At 47.5% G+C, this 21,841-nt stretch carries 17 protein-coding genes, 2 pseudogenes and 1 CRISPR repeat array (1 of these 20 cut by a window edge); of the genes and pseudogenes, 10 read left to right on the top strand and 9 right to left on the bottom strand.

What is annotated here, in order from left to right:
• Nucleotides 1–72 precede the first annotated feature (72 nt).
• From HQ50_RS02840 to HQ50_RS12475, 4 genes are all read right to left on the bottom strand, one after another.
• Nucleotides 73–858, bottom strand: a complete 786-nt coding sequence (locus HQ50_RS02840) for a porin family protein (protein WP_039428179.1) — start codon at nt 856–858, stop codon at nt 73–75.
• Between the two features lie 6 nt (nt 859–864).
• Nucleotides 865–1,767, bottom strand: coding sequence for a PCMD domain-containing protein (locus tag HQ50_RS02845; protein ID WP_039418779.1), 903 nt, complete (start codon nt 1,765–1,767; stop codon nt 865–867).
• A 63-nt stretch (nt 1,768–1,830) separates the two neighbouring features.
• Nucleotides 1,831–3,819: an Ig-like domain-containing protein gene (locus HQ50_RS02850; protein ID WP_039428180.1), complete on the bottom strand. Its 1,989-nt coding sequence runs from the start codon at nt 3,817–3,819 to the stop codon at nt 1,831–1,833.
• A gap of 208 nt (nt 3,820–4,027) precedes the next feature.
• Entirely contained in the window at nt 4,028–4,135 is a 108-nt protein-coding gene (locus tag HQ50_RS12475) for a DUF1661 domain-containing protein (RefSeq protein WP_369794162.1), read from the bottom strand.
• On the opposite strand from HQ50_RS12475, the pseudogene HQ50_RS10595 reads away from it, so the two are divergent.
• From HQ50_RS10595 to HQ50_RS02880, 7 genes and pseudogenes are all read left to right on the top strand, one after another.
• Nucleotides 4,116–4,298: pseudogene (locus tag HQ50_RS10595) on the top strand (hypothetical protein); the annotation flags it as partial. The gene HQ50_RS12475 and the pseudogene HQ50_RS10595 sit on opposite strands and share 20 nt — an antisense overlap.
• 30 nt (nt 4,299–4,328) lie before the next feature.
• Nucleotides 4,329–5,630: an ATP/GTP-binding protein gene (locus HQ50_RS02855; protein WP_018964500.1), complete on the top strand. Its 1,302-nt coding sequence runs from the start codon at nt 4,329–4,331 to the stop codon at nt 5,628–5,630.
• The gene (locus HQ50_RS02860; protein ID WP_018964499.1) at nt 5,603–6,313 is read left to right on the top strand and encodes an RloB family protein; all 711 of its coding nucleotides are present in this window, start codon (nt 5,603–5,605) and stop codon (nt 6,311–6,313) included. Before HQ50_RS02855 ends, HQ50_RS02860 begins: the two co-directional genes overlap by 28 nt.
• A 33-nt stretch (nt 6,314–6,346) precedes the next feature.
• Nucleotides 6,347–7,081, top strand: a complete 735-nt coding sequence (locus HQ50_RS02865) for an outer membrane beta-barrel protein (protein WP_039428182.1) — start codon at nt 6,347–6,349, stop codon at nt 7,079–7,081.
• A 361-nt stretch (nt 7,082–7,442) separates the two neighbouring features.
• Complete coding sequence (locus HQ50_RS02870; RefSeq protein WP_039418786.1) at nt 7,443–7,919, top strand: HU family DNA-binding protein; 477 nt, start codon at nt 7,443–7,445, stop codon at nt 7,917–7,919.
• Between the two features lie 138 nt (nt 7,920–8,057).
• Nucleotides 8,058–8,507 carry an N-acetylmuramoyl-L-alanine amidase gene (locus HQ50_RS02875; RefSeq protein WP_018964496.1) on the top strand — a complete coding sequence of 150 codons (450 nt, stop codon included), beginning with the start codon at nt 8,058–8,060 and terminating at the stop codon, nt 8,505–8,507.
• The gene (locus HQ50_RS02880; RefSeq protein ID WP_018964495.1) at nt 8,504–8,725 is read left to right on the top strand and encodes a hypothetical protein; all 222 of its coding nucleotides are present in this window, start codon (nt 8,504–8,506) and stop codon (nt 8,723–8,725) included. The genes HQ50_RS02875 and HQ50_RS02880 overlap by 4 nt, the downstream gene beginning before the upstream one ends.
• 69 nt (nt 8,726–8,794) lie before the next feature.
• Here HQ50_RS02880 and HQ50_RS02885 read toward each other — a convergent pair whose 3' ends face one another.
• Both HQ50_RS02885 and trmD read right to left on the bottom strand, forming a co-directional pair.
• Nucleotides 8,795–9,706, bottom strand: coding sequence for an ion transporter (locus HQ50_RS02885; RefSeq protein ID WP_018964494.1), 912 nt, complete (start codon nt 9,704–9,706; stop codon nt 8,795–8,797).
• 31 nt (nt 9,707–9,737) lie between these two features.
• Nucleotides 9,738–10,415, bottom strand: coding sequence for a tRNA (guanosine(37)-N1)-methyltransferase TrmD (gene trmD, locus HQ50_RS02890; RefSeq protein ID WP_039428183.1), 678 nt, complete (start codon nt 10,413–10,415; stop codon nt 9,738–9,740).
• Nucleotides 10,416–10,615: 200 nt separating this feature from the next.
• Between trmD and HQ50_RS02895 the strand changes: the two genes are divergently transcribed.
• Genes HQ50_RS02895 through priA form a run of 3 tightly spaced genes read left to right on the top strand, consistent with a single transcriptional unit; the run spans nt 10,616 to nt 15,449 of the window.
• Nucleotides 10,616–11,407, top strand: a complete 792-nt coding sequence (locus HQ50_RS02895; RefSeq protein WP_039428185.1) for a sulfide/dihydroorotate dehydrogenase-like FAD/NAD-binding protein — start codon at nt 10,616–10,618, stop codon at nt 11,405–11,407.
• A 22-nt stretch (nt 11,408–11,429) separates the two neighbouring features.
• Nucleotides 11,430–12,902: an NADPH-dependent glutamate synthase gene (gene gltA / locus HQ50_RS02900; RefSeq protein ID WP_039428187.1), complete on the top strand. Its 1,473-nt coding sequence runs from the start codon at nt 11,430–11,432 to the stop codon at nt 12,900–12,902.
• A gap of 33 nt (nt 12,903–12,935) precedes the next feature.
• Nucleotides 12,936–15,449, top strand: a complete 2,514-nt coding sequence (priA, locus tag HQ50_RS02905; protein WP_039428188.1) for a primosomal protein N' — start codon at nt 12,936–12,938, stop codon at nt 15,447–15,449.
• 27 nt (nt 15,450–15,476) lie between these two features.
• Here priA and HQ50_RS02910 read toward each other — a convergent pair whose 3' ends face one another.
• The 3 genes and pseudogenes from HQ50_RS02910 to HQ50_RS12480 form a co-directional block, all read right to left on the bottom strand.
• On the bottom strand, nt 15,477–15,872 hold the full coding sequence (locus HQ50_RS02910; protein ID WP_026292092.1) for an START-like domain-containing protein: 396 nt from the start codon (nt 15,870–15,872) through the stop codon (nt 15,477–15,479).
• A gap of 67 nt (nt 15,873–15,939) precedes the next feature.
• Complete coding sequence (locus tag HQ50_RS02915; protein WP_052074878.1) at nt 15,940–16,566, bottom strand: DUF4294 domain-containing protein; 627 nt, start codon at nt 16,564–16,566, stop codon at nt 15,940–15,942.
• A gap of 71 nt (nt 16,567–16,637) precedes the next feature.
• A pseudogene (locus HQ50_RS12480) lies at nt 16,638–16,823 on the bottom strand (hypothetical protein); the annotation flags it as partial.
• A 12-nt stretch (nt 16,824–16,835) separates the two neighbouring features.
• A CRISPR array of direct repeats spans nt 16,836–21,841; the repeat unit is 30 nt; unit sequence GTTTTAATTCCTGTATGGTGCAATTGAAAT (it continues 2,008 nt past the right edge of the window).

Raw genomic sequence — 21,841 nt, forward strand, 5'->3', positions numbered from 1 at the left:
GAGGTGATGAAGAGTGATAATTTTTGAAAGAGCCAACGAAGGCCCGTCAGACGGATCCGTGTGTGTGGGTACTCAGTAATTGAGTCTGTAGGAGAATCCGATACGTGCGAAGACGTTATACATCCGGTAAGGAATAGCCTTGAAGTGTGTACCCGTCAGTGGAATCAGGCCGAATGTGACATCAGCAAACGCACCTATCTGTCGGGCGAAATAATAGTCGGCTCCTATTATGAAACCGAAATCCGCTCCCTTTATCTTGTCCGAGAAGTTCAGTTCGCGCAGATCCATCTGTGCCGTTCCCAGCTTGGGATCGTCATAGACCATCGTACCGTCGATGATCACACGGAAGAAACTCTCCAGCACCAGGGATGTATAGAGACCTCCGCGCAGCTTGAGTCTATCCTTGAGCATATTGTATTCCGCCTGTACGGGTATCGTCAGATAGCCCAGCCGTATCTCCGTATTGTTGTCACCGGTGAATAGTCCCGGATATTCTTCATCAGGATTGCCGGCATAAGGCGAGTCCGACACGATAGCTACTTTCATATCTTTCACTCGTGTGGTAGCTTCCATGCCTTTTTTCTCTACGGCTATACCCACGTTCACAGCCCACGGACTGCCGGCACGCAGACGACGCGAAGCACCCAGTTGCACCATCGGATTCAGCCGCGGATACCATGCGTAGACGTGCTCCATGGCTTTGGGTACGGGTACCGGTGTGGATGCTCCCACATGCATACCCACCCTGCCGGAAAACTCCCAGAGCGACGGCCGGGCAGAAGCGTTCGACTCCTGAGCCGACAGGATGAAAGAGAGGCTCCAAAAGCAAGCAATCAAAAGAAAATATCGTCGGATCATAACGTTTTATTCGGGTAAAGTAGTCAGCGTAAGGGTTACTTCATCGACAAGCAGTTCGCTGTCCACGGAGCCGATATACTCGTCTCCACGCGATGAAGACGAAAAGACCAGAGCCAAGCGATACTGCTTGTTGGCCAAGTCCACGACTTTATTGCCAACGGATCGGAACGTGAGATCGAACGGCTGCCATCCATCCGTATCATCCGCTATCACTTTGGCAATGGATACGATAGACGGTGCCGCATAGAGGTTCTTGCCATTCAGGTAGGGCGTATCTTCAGTTACTTCATAGAATACGCCGGCGATCGTGCATTGGTCTTTGCCTTCCAGCACGGCATCCGGCCCTATGCTGCCATCGATGTATTTGCTTCCGGCCTTGTATCGATAGTAACCTCGCAACCGAATCGGACGCTGGCGGACTCTGTGCCCGAAGTAAGTGGCTTCCAGTGGGGCAGAGATCAGTTTCGACACATCGACCTTACCGGAGAAAAGCGATGCAGCCACCAGATAGCTACCCATGCCATATACCTTGATCCCGGGTCGGGTAAGCATCCGCACGCAACGACCCTGATAACCTTCGTCAGCGAGTGTGACGGGGTACGGCAGTGTGGGATTGGGCATAGCCTTGAATCCCTCGTTGCTGGCAGAAGCCCAAAAAGAGGAGGAAAATCCCCCTTCTCCCAACGGCAGGGCAGGAGTTGTGTCCGACCACTTCTCGAAAGAAAAACGGACATCGAATACCGACTGTCCCTCCGGAGGAGTGGGCGAAGCCTCGTTGCCTCCGTTATTGAGTTCTTCTTTCAGCTTGTTTTGTTTATCCTTGATCGGATCGAATCCGTAACATCCCGACAGCAATGCTCCCAAAACGAATATGAGCGGTATGCCGATAGTCGAAAATCTTTGTTTCATTATGTGGTGATTCTTCCCCTCTACATCGGACGATGATTGCGCAGAGGAGGATATGATGCTTTGTTACTTCTTATTCTTTTTCTTCGATCTGCGAGCCATTCGCTCCTCGTATTCCCTGTTGAGGTCGCGCTTTTGCTTCTCCGCGGGCTTTACCTTTCGGATAGCTTCCGGTTTCTGATCGGCATACTGCTCACGGGTGACTACCCAGTCTTCGACCTGCTGCCAGTTCTTCCTGAGGGTAAACGATTGGCGGTAGTAGAACACCCATTCGGGCTGCTTTGTTGGGTAGTTGCCGGCATCCCAGCGACCGTTGCCATTCTCATCGAGAAACAGGCGCGCATAGTAGACATCGGGCTTGAGGTGCGGGAAGAGGACTTCTCCCCGTTCCGCTTTCTTTGTCGCCACGGGCTCTCCCCCCTTATTCAGCAGTTCCACTACGGCAGTACTGTCAGCCTCTCCCGACAGCTTCAGCAGCAGGCTGCTGAGGTCCTCCTCCGGAAGGAACGAAAACATCTGCTCCACAGGGGCGTTCCACCGGTCGTACACGCTTCGCCAGACGGCCGAGTCGATCCGTATGCGGTAGCTTTGCCCCATCTGCCAGCCGGCATCGATGAAGAACTTCAGTGGATTGAGCGAATCGGGACGGAGCTTGAACGGGACATCGCGCCACAAGCTATCCGCTTGACGTGCTACGGAAACGCCTGCCGTATCCACGAGAGCCAACGGTTGGGACGCTATGATACTGATGGTATCGCCCGGAGTACCCGATGCTATGCTGCTACTATTCTTGATGGATATATTCATAAGAGGAGCAGAAGAGGCTGCTGCTTCGTCTTTCGGACGGCGTTGTACGGAGGGTTTCGGCTTGGCCATCCGCAGGGTGTCCGTCTGTGGTCGTGGAATGTTGAGCGAGTCGCTTTTGGGGTAAGTGACCGAAAAGGCCAAAGTGTCTCGGCTATAGATTTCTTTATCCGTCAGCCAGTAGACGATCTCTTTCTCACCTTTTCTGATAGCCGAATACCAGTTTTTTTCCTTTTGCTCTCCCAGCAGGTGCAGTGCCGGGATGGTGTCAGGTCTTGTATTGAACAGCAGGGATACTTGTACGGAATCGGGACGACTTTTCTTGGATAGATATTCTCGCCGGAAGTCGGAGGTGTAGAATCGGAGCAGAACGTTGTCGGGGCGATACCGGACAGGCTGTTGCCGAAGCGATGTATTCGCTGCCGCCGATTCGGCCGGTGTTTCCTGGAGAGTGGATGTTTTCCCTTTTTCCGCCATTGCCGAATCCACCGGCATAAGGGTATCGGCATTGGCCAAGAGTGTATCCGAAGGCAAGGCATCATCTGCCACCTCGGTACTGTACCAATCCGGAGAAAAAGCAACGCCTTCGGACAACTGGCTATAGGCGTAGTCGCGATCGGCATCCTGAAGGGCAAAGACTTTGTAGCGGCCGTCGTGGAGATTTTTCAACGTGAAGGAGCCGTCCTCTCCCGTCAGCGTAGTACGCAGGAAAGGAGTCTTCGTGAAAGCCGTATCCGCTTCCGAATCGTGAATGCCGACCAAGACACCTGCCACCGGCTCCAACGTCAGGGCATCGATCACCCGGCCGCCGATCTGCATCGAATCGAGTACATCGCCGGTGGAAAAAGCATAGCAGAAGTTTTCCAGGATATTCCCTTCGTTGTTGTCGGCCAAACCGTTGGTAAAGTCGATCGTATAGGTGGTACTGTCGCGAAGATTGTCGCGCAGCTCGATGGTCAGCATGCGGCCATAGACGGATATTTTCGGCTGTTTGATCTGTGGTGGCGAGACGATCACCGTCTCGTTTTGTTTCAATATCTGGATAGCTTCATCGAATAGGAGGGAGATCTTATTGCCTGTTTGCTTCGTGCTACCCATTGCCGGCGTAGCCTTGAGCAAACGCGGGGGCGTCACATCATAAGGCCCCCCCTCCGGCGTACCCATATTGGCACATGCCGAGAGCATCCACAAGCCTATAATGACAGCTGCCACGACGGCAAGCTGCAATCGGCCGAAACGGTTCTTTCTCATAACCCTAAGAAATGTAGGTGCTTTGGCCACAAAAATACTGTTTTCGACCGATACTTCTCCCTCAGCCAAAAGCCGCCCTCGCGGTCTCCTCCGCTCCGACGCGCCACAGGAAGAAGGAACAAAACCTCTTGCGCGGTTTTACTCCTTGACGAACAATACAAAAGCATTGCAGCCATCTCTCCTCGCTCTGCATTCTCGTCCGTGAAAACTATTGTTTGCCATTCCTAAAAACGTGGCGCGAGAAAAATTCCGCTCTCGCGCGAGATTTTTTCAAAACCCGAACCAAAACGAAAAAATTTTGGCGCGACTTTTTCAAGATTCCGGCGCGACTTTCCGACGATTTTTGGCTCGAGATTTGTTATTCTTCTTTTGTCTACAATCTTTCTTATGGTGTATCTTTTGCTCCCTGCAAAGAACGCAAGACTGCTTTTTGTGAGATTTTTTCTCGTTTTTCTTGCTTTTCCGGGCTTGTTAGATAACTTTGCCCTCAAATAATTATTGTGTGAGTTATGTTGGTCAACTTCACTTTTAAGAATTTCCGCTCATTCAGAGATGAAAAAACTTTGAGCATGGAAGCTTCTGCCATCAAAGAACTTTCCAAATCTGTCATTAGGAAAGGAGCTTACAAACTCCTTCCGGCAGCCGTTTTATACGGAGCCAATTCAAGTGGAAAAAGCAATGCTCTTTTTGCTTTGGCCAAAATGCGTAGCATCGTATTGGATTCGGTAAAATTGAACCCTCAGGATACGCTTCGTTTCGACCCGTTTATGTTGGATAGGGAATCTGCCCAAAAACCAACTTCTTTTGAAATACAATTTTTGAAAGACGGTGTAAAATACAGATATGGTTTCGAGTATGATAAAACCCGTATCATTAGTGAGTGGCTATATGAAAAGCAAGAAAAGGAGAGGGAGTTCAATTTGTTTCTTCGTGCCGGAAGCGAGTTCGAAATATCCAAGAAACGATTTCCGGAAGGTGATGGCAAAGCAGATGCTACGCTCGGGAATAGACTTTTTGTGTCCTTGTGTGCGCAGCTAAATGGAAAGAAATCATCTTCTATTTTGGACTGGTTTCAGCACTGCAATCTTATTTCGGGTGTAGAAAAACAGGGTTATGAAGGCTTTACCCTGAAAATGCTCAAAGAAAATCCGGAAGGATGTAATGAAGCCAAAGACTTCTTCCGTCGCACGCAGTTAGGATTCAAAGACTTGATCGTCACAGAGCAACCTCTTTCGAACGATGTACTCAAGGAAGTACCGGATGAACTGAAAGAATTCATATTGAAAGAATTCGATGGCCGAAGCGTATTAGAAATCAAAACTTCTCATTGGGTGTATGACCAAGACGGTAATCAGGTCGAGGAAAAAATTTTCGCCAAGGATGAAATGGAATCGGAAGGGACCAAGAAAGTCATAGAGCTTTCAGGCCCTTTATTCGACACATTGAAAGAAGGTTCTGTTTTGCTGGTAGACGAATTAGATGCCAAACTCCACCCCCTTTTGACCAGAAGTATTCTGAAGTTGTTTATGTCTCCGGAGACAAATCCCAACGGGGCACAGTTGATCTTTAATACTCACGACACAAATCTGCTGAAGGGCGATTATTTACGCCGTGATCAAATCTGGTTCACGGAAAAAGACAGGACAGAATCCTCCGATCTTTATTCATTGATAGAGTTTCGAGATACAGAAGGAATAAAAGTTCGTAAAGATCGGAGTTTTCAAAACGACTATATTAACGGACGTTATGGAGCTATCCCGTTCATTTTTTCAAGTGTAGAGCCATGGGACAACCGCCAAAAAGAGAAATAGAACGACTAAAACGTGAAAAGCGAGAAGCAAAAGCCGCAAAAAAACGCAAAAAGAATACTCGGGACATAATAGTCCGATTCTTGATTGTTTGTGAAGGACAAAAGACGGAACCCAACTATTTTAAGGCTTTGATTGGCAACCACTATTCGGAAGTTCGCGACGCAGAGGCAGAGGCAGAGATTAGGGGACAAGGTTGTTCTACTTGTGCATTAGTCGAACGAGCCAAAGAGATTCGGGATGATCTTGAAAAAGAACGTGAATTAGGCTTTGATCGGATTTGGGTTGTCTTTGATAAAGACGATTTTGATGATTTTAATCGAGCTATCGACCTTGCAAAAAGCTATGGTTTCGGATGCGCTTGGACAAACGAAGCTTTTGAATTGTGGTTCCTTCTCCATTTCCAATATCTGGATGTACCTATCAGCCGTGATGCTTACATTTCCAAACTTGAAAAGTTGATACAAAAGCGACTTAATGATAATTCTTTCCGATACAATAAGAATGATCCTTCCTTTTACAACATATTGAAAGACCATGGAGATGGAATTTTAGCAAAGGAATGTGCAAAAAGACTTCGTTCGAATCACAAGGATAAAGATTATGCCAATCACAACCCTTGCACAAGGGTCGATCTATTGGTTGAGGAATTGGAAAATCCTCTATCCGTATTAAAGAACAAATAAAGAGGGTGTAGATAACCAATCAAACGAATAGAAATGAAAAGGATTTTTACTGTAACCCTTGTGCTACTTGCTTCGGTCACTATGGCCATCGGGCAAAGCCGCCCGGCACTTCGCGTAGATGCCAACTTCGTAGGCAGCAATCAGAGCATGAAAAGAGACGGGTATGTGTGGGATACCAAAATGAATGTCGGCTTGAGGGTCGGAGTAGCTGCCGAATTCAAGATTGGATCAGGTGGATTCTATTTGGCTCCCGGGCTGAACTATACGATGAAGGGCTCCAAAACCGAATGGGATATACCCGAAATGGAGCCTCAAATCAACTATATTACGAAGGTTTCCACTCGCTTGCACTATCTGCAACTGCCGATCAATGCCGGCATACGGTTCGACCTGATGAATGACATGGCTGTTTCGATCGAAGCGGGTCCTTTCCTCGCATACGGTATATATGGTACATATCGGCAGAAGTTTGAAGGTTGGAAGCCGAACAACTACAGCACAGATTTTTTTGGTCCTGCGATTGGTGGCCCAACGAATACCCGCTGGGACATCGGGGCAAACATCATAGCCGCATTCCACTATAAGCGTTATTATGTACAGATAGGCTATGAACATGGATTTGCGGATATTGTATCGGGTGGAGCTTCTGATATTCCCGGGTTGAAAGACAAGAGACAATCCTCTTCGACGACTGCACTGAGAGAAAAGGGGAATAACGAATACGCTTATAATCGTGACTTCTTCGTGGGTATTGGCTACCGCTTTTAGTCATTGCCGGTATCCGGTTTGGTGCCTCATGGGATCGTACTGCCTATCCCATGAGGCTCTTTCTTTTTTAGTACTGACTTGGATTGAGTGCATTATTCCCACTGCTTTCCCGGTCGTGCGCGTATAAAAAGGAGCAATCCGGCTCCCCTCGACAAACGAAATCGACCGAGAAGAAGGCCGAAGACGGCCATAGGATACCACAGGAAGCCGCAGGATGCAGTTCGATTCCCGGGTACAAACGGGCCGTTCTACCTTTGCATCGTCAGCAAAAAGGAACGAAAGCATGGATGGCCATCCGATAGCAACAAACCGAAGTGCCGACAGTATTATTTCATCAATCTATTAAACAACAAAAATTATTATGGCAGTTTCATTCAAAGTAAAAGAACGTAAAGTGATGATCAACGGACAGCCGGCGAAGATTCGATACGCCCAAACGCTGAAAACGGGAGATATGGATTTGTCCGAGATCTGCGATCTGACAAGCAAAATCTCCGCGGTGAGTGAGGGTGATGTCCGCTCTATCATCAATACGGTAACGGGTCTTGTCATCACCGGGCTCAAGCAAGGACGGGCTATCTCGTTGGGAGAATTGGGTCGCTTCCGGATCAGTCTCAGCTCCAAAGCCGCCAAAGAAGGAGAGGAGTTTACCGTGGAAAACATCCGCCGAGCGCGGGTGCTCTTCCTGCCCGGTGGCGATATTCGCCGCGCCTGTCGGCAGATTCGACTGAAAGGGATCAACCTGGTTCGTCCCGGAGAACAGCAAGGAGGTACTCCCACTGTTCCTGATTCTCCCGAGGGTGGCGGTGAGCAAGGCAGCGGAGGCGGCGGTCTCTAATCCTGATCCGTATTCCTCCTGTGTTCAAGCAGGGACGCGAATCTAATTGGAAGGCCGGAGACAGGGAAGTTGCTTTTGTCTCCGGCCTTTATCTTTCTATAATGAGTCTAATTTTTTCATCTATCAACATCCAAAACAATGAATACCATCAAATATATAGTCATCCACTGTTCGGCCACGAGATCCAATATGGCCTACACATCGCTTCAGCTCGATCGCGACCATCGGACACGAGGGTTTCGCTCGGCCGGTTATCACTTCTACATCCGTCGCAACGGGGATACGGAAGCATTACGACCGACGACAGAGCCGGGAGCACATGCCAAAGGGTACAACCTCTGCAGTATAGGTGTCTGCTATGAGGGAGGTCTCAATTCGGCGGCCAAGCCGGCCGATACGCGAACTCCGCAGCAGAAGGCTGCCCTGAGGCGTTTGTTGATGCAGCTGAGAAACCTGTACCCACAGGCAAGAATAGTCGGCCATCGCGACTTGAGCTACGATCGCAATCACGACGGGAGCATTACTCCCGACGAATGGATGAAGGCGTGCCCTTGTTTCGATGTACACGCAGAATACAGTCGGCTATGAAACGAAGGATAAGGATGCACCTCGCCTTGGCCGTTCTCTTGTGTTTGGTCGGGTTGTTACTGCTGTTCATCGGCTTCTTTGTCCCTCCTGTGGGGGAAATCGATTCGAGCGTGCTGATTGCTTACGGAGAAGTGAGCACCTTTGCAGGCAGTCTGCTCGGTATCGATTACCGTTACAGATATAAGTATAGCGGGTACGGGAAGAAGTCGGATCTGTAAGCTAGTCGGCTGACTGCTAGACTTTGACTTGTAGATGGTGAGAAGAGAGGGGGAGATCGGAGGGGGCGTCTATTCGTTGCTGCCGGTATCCCCTTCCGGTTTATAGGTGTTGGGGACTACTGTATGACCATGTGTAAAAAGGGAGTAGCCGCACTGGTCGCAGTAGCGAGCCTTGCGCCTGCGGATGCGTTTGTTGCAGCGCGGACAGCGGATGGGTGTGTCGAATGCGACCATGGAGTCGGCGCGATTGGATTTGGTCATCTCGGCCGAAATGATTCCCGTCGGTACGGCAATAATGGAATAACCCAGCAGCATCACTATCGTAGATACCAACTGACCGACGGCCGTGACGGGGGTAATATCGCCATAGCCTACGGTGGTCAGCGTGACGATAGCCCAGTAGATGGACTTGGGGATGCTGGAAAAATTGGGATTGACCCTCCCTTCGATCAGGTACATGACCGAGCCGAGAATGGTGACGAGCAGGAGAAGAAAAAGCATGAAGACCATAATCTTGGCCATACTGGCACGTATGGATCGCACGAGCATATCACCTGCGGAGACAAGGTTGTTCAGGCTCAGGATACGGAAGATCCTCAGCAGTCGAAGGATACGGAAGACCATCAATACCTGTGCTCCGCTATAGATAAGGCCTATATAGGAGGGAAGGATGGAGATGAGGTCTATGATGCCGTAAAAGGAAAGGATGTAACGCCACGGCTTATGAAGGCAGTAGATGCGCAGGATGTATTCGATGGTGAATACAATGGTGATAACCCACTCGCACCAAAGCAGAAAATCCCTCGTGCTATGGGACAGGCCTACGGTACTCTCGGCAGAAACGACAATGACGCTCAGAAGGATGAGGCATAGCAGGAGAATATCGAAGAGGCGTCCCGTGGGGGTATTCATGCCGAATATGATGGAGCGAACATGTGCCCGATCGGGCAGTTTGCTTGTGAGCCATTCTATCATCTTCATAAGCGTATCGCAGAATCAGGGGTGAGCGGGATCAGTCTTTTATCAAATCGGGGCGCAACCGCTTAGTCCGCTCCACAGCCTGTTCGAGACGCCATTTGGCGATATTGGCTTCATGTCCGCTGAGCAGAATGTCCGGCACTCGCCAACCTCTGTACTCGGCCGGGCGGGTATAGACCGGAGGAGCCAGCAGATTGTCCTGAAAGGTGTCGGACAGTGCGCTGCCGGCATCGTTCAGGACTCCGGGGATGAGCCGAGCGATGGCATCGGTCATCACGGCGGCGGCCAACTCTCCGCCGGTGAGCACGTAGTCGCCGATCGAAATCTCACGAGTGATCAAATGTTCCCTGATACGATAGTCTATCCCCTTATAATGTCCACAAAGAACAATCAAATTGGATAGGAGACTCAGTTCATTCGCCATCGGTTGGTCGAAACGCTCACCGTCGGGAGACGTGAATATCACCTCATCGTATTCTCTCTGGGTTTTCAGTTCGGTGATAATCCGGTCGATCGGTTCTATTTGCATCACCATGCCAGGCTCTCCACCGAATGGATAGTCGTCCACACGTTTCCATTTATCGGTGGAATAGTCGCGAAGCTGGTGCAGCTTCAGTTCCAGCAGTCCTCTTTCTTGTGCCCTCCCGATGATCGAGCAGTTGAGTGTATTTTCGATCATTTCGGGCAGCACGGTGATTATATCAATGCGCATTATGGTGTTTATGCTTACTTATTTACAGACAAAACTACCATATTTATCCGTTTCCCCCGATGGTATTCCCATGTGACTGCCACGCTCCCTTGGCTCTCTAACGGAGGTGTCCTTTTCTTTGTCCTGTCTACTCCCCCCGGATTATTCTTACCTTTGCGACCGAACGCTTCGGTTAGCAGCGGGCAAATGTGACTGTTACTATGAATAAAATCGTATCCAAAGAATACTTCTCGGCTAATGTGATCAAGCTGGAAGTAGAGGCTCCTCGTATAGCCAAATCGCGAAGAGCAGGACATTTTGTAATCATCCGCGTTGGAGAAAAAGGCGAACGCATCCCCCTGACTATTGCACAGGCTGACATAAAGCGCGGTACCATTACCTTAGTGGTTCAGGCCGTGGGCAAATCTTCCAAGAAATTGGCCGAACTCGAAGTCGGCGACTATATCACGGATGTGGTAGGTCCGCTGGGACAGAGTACGCATATCGAAAAGGTCGGCACAGTGGTTTGTGCCGGAGGCGGTGTGGGTGTGGCTCCTTTGCTCCCGATCGTGGAGGCTTTCCACAAAGCAGGCAACCGCGTAATTGTCGTGTTGGCTGCCAGAACTAAAGATCTGGTTATCCTTGAAGAACAGATGCGAGCCAATAGCGATGAAGTGATCATCATGACTGACGATGGGTCTTACGGAACGAAAGGCCTCGTAACGGATGGAGTGGAAAGCGTTATCAAACGGGAAAAGGTAGACCTATGCGTTACGATCGGGCCGGCCGTGATGATGAAGTTCGTTTCTCTCCTGACCAAACGATACGAGATACCGACCATAGCTTCGCTCAATACGATTATGGTGGATGGCACCGGTATGTGTGGGGCGTGCCGCATAAGCGTGGGAGGACAGACGAAATTCGTCTGTGTCGATGGCCCTGAATTCGATGCACACCAAGTGGATTTCGATGAGATGATCATGCGTTTGGGCGCATACCGAGAGATGGAATAACCTTATTTTCTGCCTTATTGATATGACTACAGAAGAACTTATCCGACTGCGCCGCTCCGAGCCATGGAGAGAGGAGCTGCGCAACACGCTCAAAAATAAAGAACGCATGTCGCGTCCACGAGCTGAAATGCCCGAACTCGACCCTCTCTACCGTAGCTCCAAGATCAATGAAGAGGTCAATCGCGGTCTGTCTCGCGAAGCCGCTATGGCTGAAGCCTCTCGCTGTCTCGATTGTCCGCAACCGAGCTGCATGGAGGGTTGTCCCGTGAGTATCAATATCCCGACCTTTATCAAGCAGATAGAAGTAGGCGATATACTGGCTGCGGCATCTACTCTGCGGGAGACAAGCTCTTTGCCTGCGGTGTGCGGACGTGTCTGTCCGCAGGAGAAGCAGTGCGAAAGCCGCTGCATCTATACGAAGATGAACAAACCGGCTGTTGCCATCGGTTTCTTGGAACGCTTTGCCGCAGACTACGAACGCGAACAGGGTGCACTCAAAGTTCCCGAAATGGCTCCTCGCAACGGTATCAAAGTGGCTGTGATCGGAAGCGGTCCGGCCGGACTTTCTTTCTCCGGAGACATGGCCAAGTTGGGCTATGACGTGACCGTATTCGAAGCTCTGCACGAAATCGGAGGAGTGCTCAAGTACGGAATTCCCGAATTTCGTCTCCCGAATAGCATAGTCGATTCGGAGATCAATCTCCTCGAAGAGATGGGCGTACGTTTTGAAACGAATACGATTGTCGGCCGAACGATCGCGTACGATGACCTGCATGAAGCAGGATTTCGCGGTGTATTCGTAGGAAGTGGTGCCGGTCTGCCCAATTTCATGAATATCCCGGGCGAAAACCTTGTAGGTGTCATGTCCTCGAATGAATATCTGACGCGCGTCAATCTGATGCATGCGAGCCAAACCGATAGCGACACACCCGTTTTCAAGGGCAAGAATGTAGCTGTCATCGGGGGCGGCAATACGGCCATGGACTCCGTCCGTACGGCCAAACGCCTCGGAGCCGAGCGTGCCATGATCGTCTATCGACGCAGCGAAGAGGAAATGCCGGCAAGACTGGAAGAGGTGAAGCACGCCAAAGAGGAAGGAATAGAGTTCCTGACGCTGCACAATCCTATCGAATATATCGGCAATGAACGGGGTCGAGTAACTGCGATGCGCCTGCAAAAGATGGAGCTTGGCGAGCCGGATGCAGGTGGTCGTCGTCGTCCTGTTGCGATCACGGGGACTATCGAGGAGATCCCCGTGGACGAAGTGATCGTAAGTATCGGAGTATCGCCCAATCCACTCGTTCCCCGAACTATTTCCGGTCTTGAAGTGACAAGCAAAGGAACCATCGTCGTCAATGAGAGCAATCAGACTGCTCTCCCCGATGTTTTTGCCGGTGGTGACATCGTTCGTGGCGGAGCCACTGTGATATTGGCGATGGGCGATGGACGGAAAGCAGCAGCTGCCATGCACGAATATCTGAAAGCGGAATCATAGCCATGACTCCGAGATGAAAGGGAGAAGATAGCTATGCGCTATGCCGAAGTCCTCATTCCCTTGGCTCTTGAGGGTAGTTTTCACTACCGATTGTCCGAGGAGTTGGCCGAGAAGGCCGTCGTGGGGATGCGTTGCGTAGTACCTTTCGGAGCCAAGCGATACTATACGGGGATTATCATCGGACTGTCCGACAAGCGTCCCAACCTGCAAATTTCATTCAAGGAGGTTCTCCTCCTGCCTGACGATAAGCCGTCAGTCACTGCCTCACAGCTGAGTCTGTGGCAGTGGCTGTCGGCTTATTACATATGTACGCAGGGAGAAGTACTCCGTGCTGCTCTGCCTGCGGCATTACTTCCTGAGAGTCGTACCGTCATCCATTATAATACGGACTTCGAAGCCGACAGCCAGCTTAGTCGCGATGAAGAGGAGCTACTCGATATTTTGGAGTTGGCAAAAGGGCGAACCTACACGCTTGATGCCCTGCAAAAGGCTGTCGGCAAACGAGCGATTCGCGCTTTTACCTCCTTGGTGGAACGAGGAGCCATACGGCTGGAGGAGGAAGTAAAAAACCGGTACAAGGCCAAGACAGAAGCATTCGTTCGTCTGGCAGAGCCTTTCCGGACGGAAGAGGGTTTTGCCTCACTTCTGGATAGTTTGCATCGTGCTCCCAAGCAATCCGCCCTTTTGCTTCGCTGGGCAGAGCTGATAACAGAGCACTCCCTCCCATATTCCTCTCCCATACCGCAAAGGCTACTGGCGGAGTCCGAGCCTCATGCTACAGTTACCCTTTCCGCTCTGAAAAAGAAAGGAATCTTTCTGTCCGAATCTGTTACACACTCGGTCATGTATTCGGCCGGCGGAGGTGAGTACCGCCTGTGGGAGCAGCCCCAAGAGGAAGATAAAGCCATTCGATCGGAAGAGAGTTCTACAGACTCCGCAGTATCGGCTCCCCTGCCTCAAAAACCGCTCTCTCTCCTCTATACGCATGACTTTCGACGCAAAGAAAAACAACTCTTGGCTTGGACGGAAGCAGTTGTCCGTTCAGGAGGTCAAGTCCTGTACCTCTCTCCGGAAGCGAACAAACGAGCAGGAAGCGATACTCTGTCCACACGCATGGCCGAGAGACTGGGCAGTCGTTTGCTATCCTATCATGCCTTTGAAAGCGATGCCAAAAGGGTAGAAGTGTGGAACCGATTGGCCGCAACGGAAGATCCTTGTGTGGTGCTCGGTGTTCGATCGGCTCTTTTCCTGCCATTCCGTCGTTTGCGATTGATCATCGTGGACGAGGAACAGGAATACCTCTACAAGCAGCAGGATCCTGCCCCCCGATTTCATACGCGACAGGTGGCAGCTCGACTCGGCAGACTCCACGAATGTCCCGTTGTGTTGGCTTCGGCCACTCCTTCCGCCGAGGTGCTCCACCAAGTTCGCCACAAAGCCTGTGAACTGATTGCGTGGCCGGACGATTGGGTTCGCCCCCGATTCGATTTGGAAGTCATAGACATGGGCAAGATGCGCCGTCAAAGACAGGTCGGAGCAGGCGACCTGCTTTCTTTCCCCCTCGTCTCAGCGATTGAAGAGACGATTCGGCAAAAAAAAATGGCCGTCATCCTCCAAAATCGCAGAGGCTTCGCTCCGTATATCATTTGCAGCTCTTGTGGAGAAAAGCTCCGTTGCATCCACTGCGACGTGAGTCTCACCTATCACAAGCATTCCGGTATGCTCGTCTGCCATTACTGCGGCTACAGCAGACCCCTTCCGCGCATCTGCCCCTCCTGCAAGGGGGCATCGGGTGCAGGAGGGCCGAGCAGCCTGCAACCCGTGGGGTATGGAGCCGAAAGAATAGAGGAAGAGCTTAAAAGACGTTTCCCTACCGCCTCCATCCTCAGAATGGACAGCGATATGGCCATGAGCCGGACGAAGATGGACGGGGCCCTGGCGCGTCTGGAGGCGAAAGAGGTGGATATACTTGTCGGCACCCAGCTGATCAAAGGACAGCCCTATAACGAGCATGTAGGACTTGTGGCCGTCACGCAGCTGGACAGCATATTGGGTTTCCCGGATTTCCGCGCCTACGAGCGAGCTTATCAGCTGCTCTATCAGCTCATGCTTAGGAGCCGAGCCTCCCGTCTTTATGTACAAACGAATAATCCGGGCAACTCCTTTGCGGATTTATTGCGAGAAGGTGATTATAAGGCTTTTATCGGAGAACAACTGGAGGAGAGGCAAATGCTTTTCTTCCCTCCCTTTAGCCGGCTGATACGAATCGAGTTCCGAGCAGGCGAAGAGAATCTCGCAGAGCGAATCGCTTCCGACTATGCCGCCTCTTTGGCAGCCCATCTGCCGGAGCAGAGTCTCTCCCCCGTTTTAGTGCCCCCCATCTCCCGTCTTAGGAATGCATTCATTCGCGAATTGCTCCTTCGTCTTCCTCTCTCATTCTCCGTATCTGCAGCGCGCAATATACTCGATACCATTCGCACAGCACTTCAGACCCGCACTCAAGAATACAAGCGAGTGCGCATCCTATTCGATGTAGATCCGCTTTAGACAGCCTCCGGATCCTTCGGAGTCAGATCATTCGGGTGCGCCAAGAGAAAGGCGAAGCCTGCTGATCAGATTGTTCCAGAAGTGCTCCATGTCGGCCACTTCTTCCGGAGCAATGTAGTCGATAACCTCCAAAGATTTCCCTCCGGTCAATTCCGAGTGATGAATGACAAATTCGAAACAGGCATTCTGATCCTGTTCTCTATGCCATTGGAAACGGATCCTTTCGCCCTCTCGCTGCTCGAGGACAGAAGCCTTCTCGCCACTATTCTTATCCCATTGGAAATAGAAGTCCCCGTTGTCTTCCAACCTCACATTGTAGGCAAACCATTCCGACAAACCATCCGGTGTACTCAGATAACGCCACAGACTACGTGTCGATACACGGTCGAAAATATACTCCAGCTGTAACTTATTCTTTTCCATAAACAAGTCGTCTCTGAAAAACAGAGGCCAATATAGCATTTTTCGCCGAAACAACAAAGGAACTTTGTTAAATTCTTTTCTCTTCCACTAACAAAACTATTCGTTCCGTCAGGGCATCTTCCGGATTTTTGTCAGGTTCGTAGCGAGTCTTCAAGCTTGCTCCATAGAATCGGGCAAAGAGATTCCACCATCCGGCTTTCCATCCACCGAGAAAGGCCTTGAGCAATTGGTAGCTCGACTGCGCACATTGTCGGTCGATCAGCTTGATCAGGAGCTTGCCCTGTCGCAGAGTCAGCCGTTTCATTTCCGGCATATATTGCTGCTTCATCTCCTTTTCCATGCGCTTGAGATGCTTTTGTCTGCTTTTCTCATCGGGCATCGTTTCCATATATTCGTACGTTTCGATCAGAGTGGCAGCGATCATTTTGGCATAGGGCAAGGTTCGTTTTACGTCCCGAATCAGCCTCCAAAGCTCTTGTCTCTCCTGAGGAGTCAGCTGACGGGATTTGTATTTTTTGTGTTGCACCGACACCTGGGGTAGAGCGATATCGTATACGGTGTCGCCCTTCTCCACGGTGACCACGGTTCCGTGCCGCAGCATGGAATCCGGTATCCCTAAGCGCGGCTCCTGAGTGTACAATCGGCTCAAAGCCAACAACTTCAAACCCAACAAAAGCAAGGCTTTTCTATACATGTCTCAAACTTACAAAAAAACGACTGAGACTGCTTATACAATCGCAGCAAAAAAATACAATCGATTGATTTTCAAAATATTCTATACAAACCCACAACTCCGCATCCATCCCGATATTCTTTGTAGACCGTTTCCGGATATTTCCTCATTATCGCCAAAGAAATCCTTTTGACAATGGCCCTCTCTCCAATTATTTTGACTCCAAAAATTCCCTGTTCTATAGGCTCAAAAACGTGGCGCGGGAATTTTTTCGGTTTGGTTGGGGAAGTAAAAAATTCTCGTTAAGGAACAATTGAAATGGCATGCAACGGCAAGGTTCTCCGTGACGGAGCTAATTTTTAATTTCCGCATGGTGCAATTGAAATTGCAGTCCCTTAACGCCCCCGCCGTTCAGTTCGAGCGTTTTAATTCCTGTATGGTGCAATTGAAATCTAACTGATGAGGTGGAAGAGCTGGAGGTTAAGATGTTTTAATTCCTGTATGGTGCAATTGAAATTGCTCAGCAAAAGGCGGACGCTGCTGGCTCTGCCGGTTTTAATTCCTGTATGGTGCAATTGAAATTTAGTGGGCAACGATATTTGCCATCATGAGTGCTTTCGTTTTAATTCCTGTATGGTGCAATTGAAATGAGGTCAGCCACTTCAACGGGGAGTATATCCCAAGTTTTAATTCCTGTATGGTGCAATTGAAATCATTATAATGGGTATAAACAAATAGTTTGTTTTCGCGTTTTAATTCCTGTATGGTGCAATTGAAATAGGTACCCAGATTGAGGTTAAAGAAGGGAGCCTCTTGTTTTAATTCCTGTATGGTGCAATTGAAATGGTAAAGCGTGTACTGGAGGATCGACCGATGTAGTAGTTTTAATTCCTGTATGGTGCAATTGAAATCTCTGTACCTGTATGCTCAGCGACTGAAAAAGGCTTGTTTTAATTCCTGTATGGTGCAATTGAAATTAGAACTCCAGCATCTATCAACCTGTCCGCTATACGTTTTAATTCCTGTATGGTGCAATTGAAATTTGCGTATCTCTAATACAGATACAGACATACAATTCTGTTTTAATTCCTGTATGGTGCAATTGAAATATACAGATACAGACGTTCAGTTTTTAGAGTTATCAGTTTTAATTCCTGTATGGTGCAATTGAAATCTGCTGGCATTATTATGGTGTCATTCAGCATAGCAGGGTGTGTTTTAATTCCTGTATGGTGCAATTGAAATCACCATCTGCCCCCCGTGCGATCCGTCTTTTGCTCTGTTTTAATTCCTGTATGGTGCAATTGAAATTCATGCTGACCTACTCACGTGCTTGGGGTTTCCAAGGTTTTAATTCCTGTATGGTGCAATTGAAATTCGATTCGCCCCGTGTGAGCGTGAGACAGAGTGGTATGTTTTAATTCCTGTATGGTGCAATTGAAATGGGGATAAGTATGTTGTGTACAACTACGACCCAAGAAGTTTTAATTCCTGTATGGTGCAATTGAAATTCTTTATTAATACAGATATTAAACAATATCAAATGTGTTTTAATTCCTGTATGGTGCAATTGAAATAGTTATGATCAAGAAATCATCTATGAATTGACAGAGTTTTAATTCCTGTATGGTGCAATTGAAATGAGGAAAATATGAAAATAACCAAAGACGGCTTCGTTGTTTTAATTCCTGTATGGTGCAATTGAAATCCGTCATTTGATGAAACCACCTTAAATCTGTCAGTAGTTTTAATTCCTGTATGGTGCAATTGAAATGCCTCCTTCTTCTCTCCGTTGTATGTGCCTTTCTTGTTTTAATTCCTGTATGGTGCAATTGAAATGTACCAACGACCTCTCTGCATCCGTCCGCGAACGTTTTAATTCCTGTATGGTGCAATTGAAATGGGCGGGTATGGAGTATTTGTCGTGCAGGAAGGACTGGTTTTAATTCCTGTATGGTGCAATTGAAATGCTCGTCCGTCTCTCGCTGAGCTGAAGGATGACCACCGTTTTAATTCCTGTATGGTGCAATTGAAATTCTCGCTATATAGATATAGTTTATCGATTGTTTTGTTTTAATTCCTGTATGGTGCAATTGAAATTTCGATATTATAAAGGATAAACCGAAAGACCATGAGGTTTTAATTCCTGTATGGTGCAATTGAAATTTTGTCGATAGCATCCTCGACCAATTCTTTGAATGTTTTAATTCCTGTATGGTGCAATTGAAATCCTGTCGTAATCGAGTCATTCACGAGGGATATCAGCGTTTTAATTCCTGTATGGTGCAATTGAAATGTGAAGCAGGACGATATACAAAGCTGGCTGGAGAGCGTTTTAATTCCTGTATGGTGCAATTGAAATAACTAATCCCTTTATTAGTCCGAAGGTTGGTGAAACGTTTTAATTCCTGTATGGTGCAATTGAAATTCATCTCCTCGACTGCCTCCCCGTTTGCATCCTGAAGTTTTAATTCCTGTATGGTGCAATTGAAATACAGGGAGGCTCAGGCCTTCTTCGCGCAGGCTGACGGTTTTAATTCCTGTATGGTGCAATTGAAATCAAACGCAGCATCGCAAACGCGGACTACACCTACAAGTTTTAATTCCTGTATGGTGCAATTGAAATAATACTCACCAATTTTTTATTATCATCCCAAAATTGTTTTAATTCCTGTATGGTGCAATTGAAATTAACTTATAACAAAGAGATCATCTCTGAATTGACAGAGTTTTAATTCCTGTATGGTGCAATTGAAATTATGATGATATAGAATCAGAAGAGCAGTTATTAGTGTTTTAATTCCTGTATGGTGCAATTGAAATGAGAATATAACAGTATTAAATTCTTAGTAGCTCAGGTTTTAATTCCTGTATGGTGCAATTGAAATTAAAAACAAAACAATAAAACAATAAAAAATTATGAACTGTTTTAATTCCTGTATGGTGCAATTGAAATATAACAAAAAAACCTGCCCACGTGCTAACAGTGCGGTTTTAATTCCTGTATGGTGCAATTGAAATCGAGCGCCATCAGAACATGAAAATCTCCAATCCAAATGTTTTAATTCCTGTATGGTGCAATTGAAATTCCGCTATGCGGAAAAAAAGAGACGAGGGTATACGTGTTTTAATTCCTGTATGGTGCAATTGAAATAAGATAGTTTCTAAACTCTTATCATTTATTATTTCAAGTTTTAATTCCTGTATGGTGCAATTGAAATAGGGATCGGCGAAGCGAGAAGACTTTTCGGGATGAGGTTTTAATTCCTGTATGGTGCAATTGAAATTCGAGAAACAAATAACAACCAACAAGAAATCCAAAAGTTTTAATTCCTGTATGGTGCAATTGAAATAGAAGACGCAGAAAACATTTATATCGACCTCCGCACGTTTTAATTCCTGTATGGTGCAATTGAAATTTGTTGTCTTCAAGCCATTCTGCAACCTCATCATAGTTTTAATTCCTGTATGGTGCAATTGAAATAGGATTGTTCTGTCTGCCCAATCTCTGCCGTATTTGTTTTAATTCCTGTATGGTGCAATTGAAATTGACGAACGGAAATGCGGTAAAACGACGCGATTGCCGTTTTAATTCCTGTATGGTGCAATTGAAATAACGAAATGAAAAAGACAACAAACAGAAAACCCTCGTTTTAATTCCTGTATGGTGCAATTGAAATGAAATCGCCCTGCCTGTCGCAGAAGCTATCTGCAACGTTTTAATTCCTGTATGGTGCAATTGAAATTATGCTTGAAGGCCCGTTTGATGGTCACCTCGTGCGTTTTAATTCCTGTATGGTGCAATTGAAATAACAGAATGGTATTTGTTAGGGCTGTAAAAAAGCGAGTTTTAATTCCTGTATGGTGCAATTGAAATGGAGGTTGACAGGTGGCAGCTCATTGATCTTCAGACGTTTTAATTCCTGTATGGTGCAATTGAAATTTTCTTTTTGCTCAACACCAACTGTTTGTAATAACAGTTTTAATTCCTGTATGGTGCAATTGAAATTCCCAATTGGAATAGCTCCTAATGTCCCAAAAGCAAGTTTTAATTCCTGTATGGTGCAATTGAAATTGCACCAAAATATTTTCTTCATAACAGTAAGGAGCCGTTTTAATTCCTGTATGGTGCAATTGAAATCACAGCGCACCACTATCTCGACGTCCGCCGCTGCGAGTTTTAATTCCTGTATGGTGCAATTGAAATGGGCCTTGGAGACTGCAAAGAGGCTTCGGATATTATCGTTTTAATTCCTGTATGGTGCAATTGAAATTGATTACGCCAATGCCACGATAAAAAGAGAGGTGTTGTTTTAATTCCTGTATGGTGCAATTGAAATGAGACGTTGAGAACGGCATGCAACAGCTTTATATCGTTTTAATTCCTGTATGGTGCAATTGAAATGCGAATCTGAGAACTTCAACACCGCGAAATCGTAAGTTTTAATTCCTGTATGGTGCAATTGAAATAACTGCTTAAATAATTTATCCCTCTATATCTTTCAGTTTTAATTCCTGTATGGTGCAATTGAAATCGTCACCTACTATCCACGTGACCGCTGCATTTTCCTGGTTTTAATTCCTGTATGGTGCAATTGAAATAGAACGCGGAGGCCATCACAGCGTCCACTAATACTGGTTTTAATTCCTGTATGGTGCAATTGAAATAAGAAATACAAACAAAAGAAGGAAATGAAAGTATTGCGTTTTAATTCCTGTATGGTGCAATTGAAATTGACTGTGAAAGGTCACGACTTCCCGATGAAGGTAGTGTTTTAATTCCTGTATGGTGCAATTGAAATTACCAACTTGGCTCGCGCCTCGTCGTTAAACTTCGGTTTTAATTCCTGTATGGTGCAATTGAAATAGGGTATCGGATATTCCGTCATCCCGTTTGTTATTCGTTTTAATTCCTGTATGGTGCAATTGAAATAATATAGCCCTGACTGCCCTAACAGGGAGCATGATGTTTTAATTCCTGTATGGTGCAATTGAAATGCCCCTCTTCGGGGAAACTTTGCTTGTCGAAAATAGTTTTAATTCCTGTATGGTGCAATTGAAATTTCATTTTACCGTTCATTTTACCGTTCATTCTCATCGTTTTAATTCCTGTATGGTGCAATTGAAATGCAATCCGACTATCCGTAAATTCGTCTCGATTTATGGTTTTAATTCCTGTATGGTGCAATTGAAATGCAATGAGTATAAAAAGCTGCTATCTGACAAAGACGTTTTAATTCCTGTATGGTGCAATTGAAATATGCTGGAGGTAGGGATGTCCTTGGGGCTGTGGTGC

It is taken from the genome of Porphyromonas sp. COT-052 OH4946 (assembly GCF_000765965.1).
Lineage (GTDB): Bacteria > Bacteroidota > Bacteroidia > Bacteroidales > Porphyromonadaceae > Porphyromonas > Porphyromonas gulae.

Bases quoted from the DNA above. Each gene is read 5' to 3' on its own strand.
- gltA (WP_039428187.1), top strand. From the start codon at position 11,430: ATGACTACAGAAGAACTTATCCGACTGCGCCGCTCCGAGCCATGGAGA.
- HQ50_RS02840 (WP_039428179.1), bottom strand. From the start codon at position 858: ATGATCCGACGATATTTTCTTTTGATTGCTTGCTTTTGGAGCCTCTCT.
- HQ50_RS02860 (WP_018964499.1), top strand. From the start codon at position 5,603: ATGGGACAACCGCCAAAAAGAGAAATAGAACGACTAAAACGTGAAAAG.
- HQ50_RS02895 (WP_039428185.1), top strand. From the start codon at position 10,616: ATGAATAAAATCGTATCCAAAGAATACTTCTCGGCTAATGTGATCAAG.
- HQ50_RS02880 (WP_018964495.1), top strand. From the start codon at position 8,504: ATGAAACGAAGGATAAGGATGCACCTCGCCTTGGCCGTTCTCTTGTGT.
- trmD (WP_039428183.1), bottom strand. From the start codon at position 10,415: ATGCGCATTGATATAATCACCGTGCTGCCCGAAATGATCGAAAATACA.
- HQ50_RS02870 (WP_039418786.1), top strand. From the start codon at position 7,443: ATGGCAGTTTCATTCAAAGTAAAAGAACGTAAAGTGATGATCAACGGA.
- HQ50_RS02850 (WP_039428180.1), bottom strand. From the start codon at position 3,819: ATGAGAAAGAACCGTTTCGGCCGATTGCAGCTTGCCGTCGTGGCAGCT.
- HQ50_RS02910 (WP_026292092.1), bottom strand. From the start codon at position 15,872: ATGGAAAAGAATAAGTTACAGCTGGAGTATATTTTCGACCGTGTATCG.
- HQ50_RS02855 (WP_018964500.1), top strand. From the start codon at position 4,329: ATGTTGGTCAACTTCACTTTTAAGAATTTCCGCTCATTCAGAGATGAA.
- HQ50_RS02885 (WP_018964494.1), bottom strand. From the start codon at position 9,706: ATGAAGATGATAGAATGGCTCACAAGCAAACTGCCCGATCGGGCACAT.
- priA (WP_039428188.1), top strand. From the start codon at position 12,936: ATGCGCTATGCCGAAGTCCTCATTCCCTTGGCTCTTGAGGGTAGTTTT.
- HQ50_RS02845 (WP_039418779.1), bottom strand. From the start codon at position 1,767: ATGAAACAAAGATTTTCGACTATCGGCATACCGCTCATATTCGTTTTG.
- HQ50_RS02875 (WP_018964496.1), top strand. From the start codon at position 8,058: ATGAATACCATCAAATATATAGTCATCCACTGTTCGGCCACGAGATCC.
- HQ50_RS02915 (WP_052074878.1), bottom strand. From the start codon at position 16,566: ATGTATAGAAAAGCCTTGCTTTTGTTGGGTTTGAAGTTGTTGGCTTTG.
- HQ50_RS02865 (WP_039428182.1), top strand. From the start codon at position 6,347: ATGAAAAGGATTTTTACTGTAACCCTTGTGCTACTTGCTTCGGTCACT.